The 10,219-nt window shown below is 45.7% G+C and carries 11 protein-coding genes; 4 read left to right on the top strand and 7 right to left on the bottom strand.

Annotated features, from left to right (window positions below; genetic code table 11):
• Positions 1-118: 118 nt before the first annotated feature.
• The 5 genes from H6F63_RS19495 to H6F63_RS19475 all read right to left on the bottom strand — a co-directional run bounded on the left by H6F63_RS19495 (position 119) and on the right by H6F63_RS19475 (position 3,458).
• Positions 119-1,087, bottom strand: a complete 969-nt coding sequence (locus H6F63_RS19495; protein WP_190639148.1) for an NADPH:quinone oxidoreductase family protein — start codon at positions 1,085-1,087, stop codon at positions 119-121.
• A 431-nt stretch (positions 1,088-1,518) separates the two neighbouring features.
• Positions 1,519-1,866: a hypothetical protein gene (locus H6F63_RS19490; protein ID WP_190639147.1), complete on the bottom strand. Its 348-nt coding sequence runs from the start codon at positions 1,864-1,866 to the stop codon at positions 1,519-1,521.
• Positions 1,867-2,042: 176 nt separating this feature from the next.
• On the bottom strand, positions 2,043-2,480 hold the full coding sequence (locus tag H6F63_RS19485; protein WP_190639146.1) for a DUF4079 family protein: 438 nt from the start codon (positions 2,478-2,480) through the stop codon (positions 2,043-2,045).
• 220 nt (positions 2,481-2,700) lie between these two features.
• Positions 2,701-3,084, bottom strand: coding sequence for a DUF1830 domain-containing protein (locus H6F63_RS19480; protein WP_190639145.1), 384 nt, complete (start codon positions 3,082-3,084; stop codon positions 2,701-2,703).
• A gap of 152 nt (positions 3,085-3,236) precedes the next feature.
• The gene (locus H6F63_RS19475) at positions 3,237-3,458 is read right to left on the bottom strand and encodes a hypothetical protein (RefSeq protein ID WP_190639144.1); all 222 of its coding nucleotides are present in this window, start codon (positions 3,456-3,458) and stop codon (positions 3,237-3,239) included.
• 253 nt (positions 3,459-3,711) lie between these two features.
• On the opposite strand from H6F63_RS19475, the gene H6F63_RS19470 reads away from it, so the two are divergent.
• From H6F63_RS19470 to H6F63_RS19460, 3 genes are all read left to right on the top strand, one after another.
• A complete protein-coding gene (locus H6F63_RS19470) occupies positions 3,712-5,283 on the top strand; it encodes a photosystem II high light acclimation radical SAM protein (protein ID WP_190639143.1) in 1,572 nt (523 codons plus the stop codon).
• A gap of 117 nt (positions 5,284-5,400) precedes the next feature.
• On the top strand, positions 5,401-6,819 hold the full coding sequence (locus tag H6F63_RS19465) for a DICT sensory domain-containing protein (protein ID WP_190639142.1): 1,419 nt from the start codon (positions 5,401-5,403) through the stop codon (positions 6,817-6,819).
• A 93-nt stretch (positions 6,820-6,912) separates the two neighbouring features.
• Positions 6,913-7,554, top strand: coding sequence for a pentapeptide repeat-containing protein (locus tag H6F63_RS19460; RefSeq protein ID WP_190444327.1), 642 nt, complete (start codon positions 6,913-6,915; stop codon positions 7,552-7,554).
• Between the two features lie 147 nt (positions 7,555-7,701).
• On the opposite strand, the gene H6F63_RS19455 is transcribed toward H6F63_RS19460, so the two are convergent.
• Both H6F63_RS19455 and clpS read right to left on the bottom strand, forming a co-directional pair.
• Positions 7,702-8,541, bottom strand: coding sequence for a type II CAAX endopeptidase family protein (locus H6F63_RS19455; protein WP_199298158.1), 840 nt, complete (start codon positions 8,539-8,541; stop codon positions 7,702-7,704).
• A gap of 17 nt (positions 8,542-8,558) precedes the next feature.
• Positions 8,559-8,840 carry an ATP-dependent Clp protease adapter ClpS gene (clpS, locus tag H6F63_RS19450; protein ID WP_190424767.1) on the bottom strand — a complete coding sequence of 94 codons (282 nt, stop codon included), beginning with the start codon at positions 8,838-8,840 and terminating at the stop codon, positions 8,559-8,561.
• Positions 8,841-9,127: 287 nt separating this feature from the next.
• On the opposite strand from clpS, the gene H6F63_RS19445 reads away from it, so the two are divergent.
• A complete protein-coding gene (locus H6F63_RS19445) occupies positions 9,128-10,030 on the top strand; it encodes an alpha/beta fold hydrolase (RefSeq protein ID WP_190639149.1) in 903 nt (300 codons plus the stop codon).
• The last annotated feature ends 189 nt before the right edge of the window (positions 10,031-10,219 follow it).

Raw genomic sequence — 10,219 nt, 5'->3', positions numbered from 1 at the left:
TTTGCGCTCAATTTATATCGTGACAATCGCTTTGAGAACATGGCTCAAGCCCAACGTCTTGCTGGTTTCAGCCTGAACACACTCAAGCACCTATTTAAAATGAAATAGCCCTGATTGTCTAAGGTTGCAAGATGAATTTTCCTTGACTGCTGCGGCTTTCAATTAAGTGATGCACTTTGCTAGCCTCTGCTAATGGAAACCTACCACTTATCTGTACATTCAGTTTTCCCTGTTTGATATATTCAAACAAGGTATTCAAGGATTCATTATATAAAGTATTTTCCAAAAAGCCGTACAAGCCGAAGCCAATAACAGTTTTATTTTTAGTAAGTAAAATTGTTGGGTCGAAAACACTACTACCGCTGGAGGAACCGTATACAATCAACTTACCAAAGTTAGCCAGACATTCTAAACTTTTGAGAAATGTTTCGCCTCCCACTGCTTCAAGAATTACGTCAACGCCTTTGCCATCAGTAGCACGCAATACTTGTTCATACCAGTCTGGTTCCCGATAATTTACCAATGTATTAGCGCCTAAAGATTGGGCAAATTCCAGCTTTTCAGGTGAGCCTGCTGTTGCAACTATCTGACTAGCACCGAAGATTTTCGCTAGCTGCACGGCTACACTTCCGACACCCCCTGCCGCTGCATTAACGAGTACACTTTGTCCGGGCTTCAGCTGAGCTACTGTTTTCAGCATATGAAATGCTGTCAACCCCTGTATTTGAATTGCGGCTCCTGAAACAAATTCGATTTCTTCTGGCAAAATTGCCGTTAAATTCTGCGGTGCAGTTGCATATTCCGCGTAGCCACCATTAGAGATAAAAGCTACCACTCGCTGGCCTATAGAGAAACCTGTAACTTCAGTTCCCAATTTCTCAATTGTGCCTGCTACTTCAAAACCAGGTATGAAAGGTAAGCTAGGCGTGAAAATGTATTGGTTCTTCCGCACTAAAGTATCAGCAAAGTTTACTCCGCAAGCGTGAATTTTAATTAAAACTTCTTCTGATTTCGGCTCTGGCAGAGAGATATCTTCTAGGCGCAAAACATCACTATTTCCATATTCAAAAAATTGAATTGTTTTCATTTGTAACTTTTTGTTTGTAGGTTTGCAGATCAGTTTAAATGAACAAGGAGATTTTTACTTGTTCATGACTTGTTTAGAAAACGGCACAATCTTCCAAACAGCAGAGTGACTGTCTTCTCGTTGCACCCGTCCCCCATTGGCTGATGTTCGGGTGCAGAAAAATTATAAAAAGTATAAAAGGTACGATAGCACAAGGGTAATAATGCAGCCCTAGATGGAATACTCCCCAGCTCTACTGCCGAGTAAGAGCGCACATTGCTATTAGTTAAACTTAGTGGCTCTTGCTTTGAAGAGGGTGCAGTTGAGCGCGATCGCAAATTGTGTAAAGGTGCCTTTGTTAAAAATAGTGCCTAGAATTTTCAATATCAATTGCTACAGTCGCGATTAATTGCGTCTGTAGCAACATACTCCTGATGCTTTCCAAGGGAATGTCACCACAATGCCCGCACTGGCTCCTCTTCGTCATCATAATAGGGGCCACCACCTGTGGTATTCCTCTGGGTGCCAGTGGGAGATGGGGTGGGAGATGGGGTGGGAGATGGTGTTGCTGTGGGAGATGGCGTTGCCGTAGGGCTTGTTGTTGTTCGTGGAGTTGTTTGTGGAATTTGGGCAGTTTCGTTGCTGGCTGGTGCAGGGGAAGCGGTGGAATTTGATGTTCCAGCCGTAGGAGGAATCACTTCGTTGCCATTGCTACCAAGGGGAGATCGTAAACCTACCGCGCTGCCTACCAAGGCGGCAATAAGCATTACTAGAATTACGGCGACGAACGGACTACTCATTAGAAGGGTGGGGTAAGCCTACATTTTCATGTTAACTAAAGATGGCTCGGTGAAGATAGAAGAAGTGCGATCGCGTTCTTGTTGCGGAAGGCGATTGGTTTTTAAGCAAATAGCTGGATTGTGAAACTCTTGCCTCTATCTATTTGTATAAATTTAAGTGTTATAAAAATGAGAATTTAGGGTAAATATTTTTGCACAACGCTCCAGCCTGTCAGCGTTACCCAGACGAATCCAACCAGCAGTACCATATTGGTTGCGACATGAACCGAACGCGCCCAAGCTCGATTCGAGCTAATTAAAGTAGCACTCCCAGCTGAAAGTAACACCAGCGCCACCACCGCCCCTCCAGCGATTAAATGTGCCGAGTGACCCAAGCTGCCATAATGACCTAGCGTTCCTACAATCCCAATGGCTAGCAGCAGCAATACCAAACCCACCATTATCGCGCCAGTGGTGTAGTGAAAAGGTCGCAACCATTGGGGTCGGGAATGCTCTTGCTGACGCGCCCTAAACATCCAAATGCCAGTTACGCCCAGCAGTAGATAGGCAACGAGTGACAAACCCATCGACCAAGCAGCAATTTTCCAAAGCCAAATAAAGGAAGGTAGATTCACTCTTTAACTCATCCAGGGCCAAATATAGCAGTTTCCGCATACTATCTTAATATTTTAGCTGATTATTAGTTATTCGTTGGCGTTGGAACGTTGTCAGGTTGTTAAAACCTAATAAAATCTCAATTTGACAACCTTACAACTCTTACCTGACTAATGACTAAAAAAAGGCTGTCGATACCGACAACCCTTTGCAACGCTCAAATTTTGCCAGCTTATTACCCTATATAAGTGTTGTTAAAGATTCAGTGGTTTCCAGCATTTTCTTTTTCTGAACTGCCACTTTTTGCTTGTTATCCTCTATTTGTTCTTTGTCTTCAAAAATTTTATTATTAAAATCAGAATCCTTCTTTTCGTCGATACACAGGCGATCGCACGGTATGTTATCTGAGAGAATCGAACTTGCCATCATGCCTGAATGAATTTCCAGAAGTGCTTCTGGCAGTCCTTCAAACACTAAGCGTTGTCCGGGAAACACAACACGCTCAAAGTACCAGTTCGGAATGTTACTAATCCGAGCAATTTGAATGTGGCTTGTAGCATTGACGTAGCAGCAGAGAATGTAATTGGTTTTACCAGAAGGGAGGGGATCAAGTATTTGAGCCATAACTGCCGAGCAGCTTTGCGCCACTAGAATTAAACTACATTAATTAAGTTAACACCGAGCGATCCCCGTTTGCTGTAAACTCCACTACCAACTGAAGTATTCTTCTCATAATTATTCCTCAGGATATAAAGAAAACATTAAATTCTTAGAAATTACAACTTGCGATCGCAAGCATGAATCGGCATCCCGCAGGGGGGAGACTTGGGATTCGAGACCAACGCTTTTTCTCCCAAGTTGTAGGCTGCGCCCTTGGAACCCCAACCCAACAAATCGCAGTTTTGGATTTTTGACTTGTCTTCCTTGTCCCCCAAGTCCCCCAAGTCCCTTTTTTCGCCTACACAGCAAAAATTAGCGCTACGCTCTTGTGAACTCAATGTTATCGTAAAGTTATATAAACAGATTTCAGAAACTTAATAGCTCAATAGTGCTGCTGTAGCCGATGATACTGGGCTAAAAATGGCTTCTTAAGCCGCTGTAGTAGACGAAAATACCGAAAATGGCTCAAATCTCGATCAAGTCTTAGTCAAAACAATTCTTGAGAACGTTCTTGGAAAGCGAGAAGCTTTCTTAGACGGCATCCGTTAGCCAAGTTTGAATAGTCGTGAATCTGAATACAAAGAAAAAATAATGGAAAATCGAATTCTCTACGTCCGCCTACCCTGCAATCCCATCTTTCCAATTGGGGTTGTGTACTTAGCAGATCACGTACACAAACTGTTCCCAAACGTACAACAACGGATATTTGACTTGGGAACAGTACCGCCTTTGGATTTCGCCAGTGCGCTAGATACCTGCGTCGATGAATTCAAACCAACACTGTTAGTCTATTCCTGGCGCGATATTCAGATTTACGCGCCGGTAGGAGGCAGAGGTGGCAACCCCCTGCAAAACGCTTTTGAATTTTACTATGCCCCAAATCCCTTAGTGAGATTGCGGGGAGCATTGGGCGGCTTGCGAGTGACGACGGCATACTACACCGAACTTTGGCGCAACCAGGGATTAATTAAACGGGGGCTGAAACGCGCTCAGAAATACAACCCAAACGCTCAAACTGTTGTCGGTGGCGGTGCTGTCAGCGTGTTTTACGAACAACTGAGTAAGAGCTTACCGACGGGGACAATAGTTTCAGTAGGTGAAGGCGAGGCGTTGCTGGAAAAAATGCTTCGAGGGCAAGAATTCCGGGATGAACGGTGTTATGTGGTGGGCGAGACAAAGCCACGCGATCGCATGATCCACGAAAGCCCCACTCCCATCGAAAAAACCGCCTGCAACTACGACTACATCGAAACCATCTGGCCTGAATTTCAATATTACCTGCAAGACGAAGATTTCTATGTTGGCGTGCAGACAAAACGCGGCTGTCCGCACAACTGCTGCTACTGCATTTACACCGTCATTGAAGGCAAGCAAGTACGCATCAACCCAGCGGATGAAGTTGTAGCCGAAATGCAACAACTTTATAACCGAGGTATCCGCAACTTCTGGTTTACCGATGCTCAATTTATCCCAGCCCGGAAATTCATCGACGATGCCGTTGAACTATTGCAAAAAATCATCGATGCCGGGATGAAAGATATACATTGGGCAGCTTACATTCGGGCAGACAACCTGACACCAGAATTATGCGACCTGATGGTGAAAACAGGGATGAACTACTTTGAAATCGGCATCACGAGTGGTTCTCAGGAACTGGTGAGGAAAATGCGAATGGGCTATAACCTCCGCACAGTATTAGAAAACTGCCGCGACTTAAAAGCAGCTGGATTCAACGATTTAGTATCTGTCAATTACTCATTTAACGTAATTGACGAAACTCATGAAACTATTCGCCAAACCGTTGCCTATCACCGGGAACTAGAGAAAATTTTTGGTGAAGATAAAGTCGAACCAGCCATCTTCTTTATAGGACTGCAACCGCACACCCATTTAGAAGAATACGCTTTCAAAAATGATATCCTCAAGCCAGGATATAACCCCATGAGCATAATGCCCTGGACAGCCAAAAAACTGCTGTGGAATCCAGAACCCCTTGGCTCATTCTTTGGTGAAGTTTGCCTCCAAGCATGGCAACAAAATCCTAACGACTTCGGACGCGAAGTTATGAAGATTTTAGAACAAAGACTTGGATGTGCAGACTTAGAATCAGCCCTGGCTGCACCCATTGAGCCAAAGCCGAAACAGCTGGCAACAGTCTCCTAAAATATACTGGGGCAGGCATATTGCCCACCCCACAAAACCTCAAAATCTCTCGCTCTCTTTTGTCTATCTTTAGCGCACTCTGCGCCGGAAGCGGTTAGTTTAACAAAAGTCCAAACCATGTTAGAAGGCTCAATTCTCCAACAGCTAGAAGCAGCCCACAAAACGGGCAAAAGACCAATAAGATTTGGGGTGTACTACAAAAACACCCTAGTATCCTTGTGCCATGCCCTGGAAGACCACATTTTAACTGAGGACAGTTTACCTCTAGTAATCGCAGCCTTCCAGCGGGGGAAATGGTATCTGCAAGAAGCGGATCGCTATGGAGAAATAGCACAAAAGGCGGGTCAGATTGTGATCATGGCGGCAGGGGAAGCGGGTTTTAAAGAACACCCCACCAGCCAGATGCCCAACGTGGCATTAGTGGGATTAGATCCAGCCGATCCGGTAGCTGAAGAATGGCACCTGATCATAATTTCGCCTACATATACAGCGATGGTGCTTTGTCAAGAGCTGTCGGCGGAAGATTATGGTACAGCAGGACAACCAGCGTCAGACTTAGAGCGCAAATTTTATGGATTATGGACATTTGAGCCGGAGTTAGTAAAAGAGACGGTAGATATAGCGATCGCGCACATCGCCCCCTACAATCCAGAACTTGAGAAAAAACTACTCGCCACACGAGACAAAATTAATCCATCTTTAGGTTCACCAGAGCAGCTAAGTGCGGTTGTGTCTCGCGTGGTAGATTATCTCCAAGATGGGCAAGAGGACATATCTACAGGCGAGCATTTAAATATCCCTACAGGTTCTCGCCAACAAGCGCTGGATCGCAACTTGCTTGCCAACGAAGTCCAAGCATTTCTACGAATGGCGCAGCTGATGGATATGGCGGATGTCACTAACCCAATGGCAGCTGCTGAAGTCGTGGCGCTCTCCGAAATGATGGGACAGATCCTAGACTTACCTGCTTGGCAGATGAAGCGTCTGCGCCTTGCGGGGTTGCTGCACCGCATCGATCCTTTGCAGGGGGCGGAAAGTATTTTGGAACCCAGTATGTCGAGTATGTCGAGGAGTTACGACGATGAAGCACCGAGTTGTCCCCTGACTTGTCCTTTGGTGCAGGGGGCGCAAGCGTTGCGAACCATGCCACAATTACGGGCAGTGGCTCAAATCGTCACTCACCAGTCTGAATGGTGGAATGGCATGGGAACGCCTGCGGGGTTAGCTGGGGATGAAATTCCCTTGGAATCGAGGATTTTAGCGCTATTAGCAGATTTTCAGTGGCGATTAGCTAAAGCTAGAAAATCTCATCCTGACAGTGAAGAGAATTTGTCCAAAGCTTTAGATGCGTGCAGGCAAAAACAAGGCGATCGCTTCGATCCCAAACTTGTTGAAACTCTATCTCTGTTAGTCATGGGTATGCAACAGGGTTTGATTCTACCAGTCACCCCAACTAAAGTAACAACGGCAATGTGGCTGTTAGATGCTAACTTGTATAGCGGTACAACTACACAACCCAACCGCGTTGCAAATTAGGGCAAAAGGTAAAAATACATCAAGCTAATGGCTAATAGTATTAAAACAACAATTAGCCATCCTTCAATCCTTCAATCCTTCAAATAGGAATCAATGGACATCGAAGCAATTCGCTTAGGCAAACTCAAGCAACTACCAGGTGCAGATTTAGAAGACGAAGACCTCTCAAGCGTCGATTTGCGGGGGATTAATCTCGCTGGTGCTAATCTCGTCGGTACAAATTTTAGTGGCTCAAATTTAGAACGCGCCCGTCTAGATGGTGCTAATTTAATCGAGAGTCTTTTAGCAGGGACAGATTTGCGGGCTAACCTGTTGGGCGCTAACTTGATGCAAGCTGACTTAACTGGTGCTGACTTGCGGGGTAGCAATCTGCGGGGCGCGAATTTGATGGGAACTAAGCTAACCCAAGCGTCTTTTGCTGGTGCTTTCTTAAGCGGCGCTAACTTGATGAGTGTGAATTTGCAAGGTGTCGATTTACGCAGTGCTGACTTGCGAGGCGTAAACTTGAGCGGTGCTAATCTCCAAGGTGCAGATTTGAGTCAAGCAGATTTGCGAGGTGCTTTGCTTACTGATGCAAATTTGGAAGAAGCCGACTTAAGGGGTGCAAATCTCGCTGGTGCTAATTTGTCAGGAGCAAATCTGCTTTGTGCTGAGTTAGATGGTGTTAATTTGACTGGAGTGAATTTGGAAAGAGCGTGTTTGGTTGGTACATCTGCGGCGCAAATGGTTTTTTAACCTCTTTGAGCGCATAAATTCTGGTATAAATTTCCGGTGCCAATTTTAATGAAAGTAGCGGCGGAACTGCATTACCAACTTGAGTGCGGTTAAGCTACAAAATACATAATTATCGGGGAATGTTTGCTATCAGAAAAGCGCGATCGCTCAAGACGAGATTTTTGGCGATCGCGATCGCATCCTCATCAACAACGCCAAAACTCCCAAAAACATCAACCCCATCGCCCCAGCCAAAGGATTCTTATCAACACCAGTAATCCAGTCAGAAACCCGACCAGAATATTGCACCATTTGCCCTACATTAATGATGTAATATCCCCAAACCATACCAGCGTGCAGACCAATCGATAAACCGAGGCGGCCTTTGCTCCCACGCTTCGCCCACACCAGCGTTAAACCAAACAGTATCAACCCCGGAAACCCAGGTAAAGTCCGCAGAATCTCCGCTGGCGGCTTCAGAAAGTGCAGCAAGGCAAATATTAAAACATCTGCCCACAGAACTAAGCGAGGGCGATAATCTCGTTCCAGTTCATCCAGCAGCCAGCCCCGGAATACCAATTCCTCTGCCAAACCAATACCCAAAGCGCTAGCTAAACCTTCGACAACCAACCTGGGTAAAACAACTGTGGGACTTTGCCAAACCAGCCAGCCCAACAACCCCTCCAGCCAAAACAAACTGAAGGTAATAATGACACCAACACCAAGCCCAGATAAAAGCTCTAACCCGTTTCGTCGCGTTCCTTGCAAACCATAGCTTCGTAGCAAATGGGATTGCTGATACACATTCTGACCCCAAAACCTCACTAGCAACAGAAACTCGACGAACAACAGCCCCATAGTCAGGATAGTGACCAAGTTACTATCCTTGACAAATATGTAAATTGGTGCTGCTAGAGGCAACCAGATTGAGAGCAAGCTTAGGACAAATAAGCCCAGCCGCACGGGCGCTGGGTACTGGGCTAAACGGACGAGGTTTAATTTAAACAACCCTTGCCTCTAAAGCGCTACTCGTCTGGTTCAATTGTGCTAGTCAGACCGTGATTTTTCAAAGTTTCGCAATAAAACTCCGCGTGTTCCTGGGCGCAGGTAATTACTAAGGCAAGCCCGTTAGTGTGAGCTTCCATCATAATGCTGACGGCCTGAGGTTGCGTAATATTTGGCACCGTCGTTATCAATATCTGCACCACGTACTCCATTGGGTTGAAGTCATCATTATGGAGCAACACACGATAACGAGGCGCGAGTTTACGGACTGTTGAACGCTTTTCTACAGTTTCGACAGACACTGCTCTCCCCTCTTTTGTGTTATTTACAGTTATCTACAACTAAGCAATTTTACTTGAAATCTCCTTTTTTCTGCCCCAGCAGCGATGCGAAGAGAGTGCGTAAGCGTTGCGAACGAGCTTGCGACTACCGCTTCTGGGTTGGATCATTCAAGGCAAACTTTAAGATTTGATCGCTGCTTTTTTTATATTACTCAACACTCGCAAAATCTGCTATTTCAATGCCCAAAACCACCCAACCCTTCGTCCAAGCTAAAATAAAGAAGTTAACATTACTTAATAATACTCTAATGCAGGCAACCCCAGCGGCTTCTACTGCTCCCATCCCTGGCACTTATTGGCAATGGCGAGGGCAGTCCATTTATTATGTAAAGACGGGGCAACGGCACCCCGAACGCCCACCCCTGTTATTGATTCATGGCTTTGGTGCCTCCACAGACCACTGGCGCAAGAATATTACTGGACTTAGTAAAGATTTTGAAGTTTGGGCAATTGACTTGCTAGGCTTCGGACGTTCCGCCAAACCGGAATGGCAGTACACCAGCGACTTATGGCGCGACCAGCTGCATGATTTCATTACCAGCGTCATTGGTCAACCTGCTGTAGTGGCAGGGAACTCTTTAGGCGGTTATGCGGCGTTGTGTGTGGCAGCTCAATGTCCGGAGCAGGCGGCAGGTTTAGTATTGCTCAATAGTGCTGGCCCGTTTACAGTTAAAGATCCTGCCCCCGAACCTCATCCCTTTCAAAAAGTTCTGGGTGAAGCAACGCAATCAATTTTTCAGCAACCGTGGGCAAGTTTTCTGCTGTTTCAGTACGTGCGGCAACGCTCGGTGATTCGCAATACGCTAGAGAAAGTTTATCTCGACAAGAGTGCGATTACAGAGCAGTTGATAGACGAAATATATCGTCCTTCCTGTGACGATGGTGCTGTGCAAGTGTTTGCCTCGGTATTTAGAACCTCCCAAGGCGAAAAAGTTGATGTTTTATTACAGCAGCTGCGCTGTCCGTTGTTAATGATCTGGGGAGAAGCAGACCCTTGGATAAATGCTAAAGAGAGGTCAGAGAAGTTTCGCAAATTCTACCCTCAACTGACAGAGCATTTTCTGCGGGCGGGTCATTGTCCCCATGATGAGGTGCCAGAACAGGTGAATGCGCTGATTCGCGACTGGGCGTTAAAGAAGGTTGAGTGTTGAATGTTGAGTTTTGAGTTTCTCAAGAAATTTTCTTCATTGAAAACTCGGTAGTGCCAAAGATGTAATGATATAGAGATAGACCTGACGTTGTTCTTTTTCTCATGCCTGGTTGTCCCAACTGTGCTTCCTCCAAAACAGTCAAAAACGGTCACATTCATAACGGTAAACAGCGATTTAAGTGTCATGAGT

This window comes from Trichocoleus sp. FACHB-40, assembly GCF_014695915.1.
Lineage (GTDB): Bacteria > Cyanobacteriota > Cyanobacteriia > Cyanobacteriales > FACHB-T130 > Funiculus > Funiculus sociatus.
This window is presented reverse-complemented; position numbering and strand designations above follow the sequence as displayed.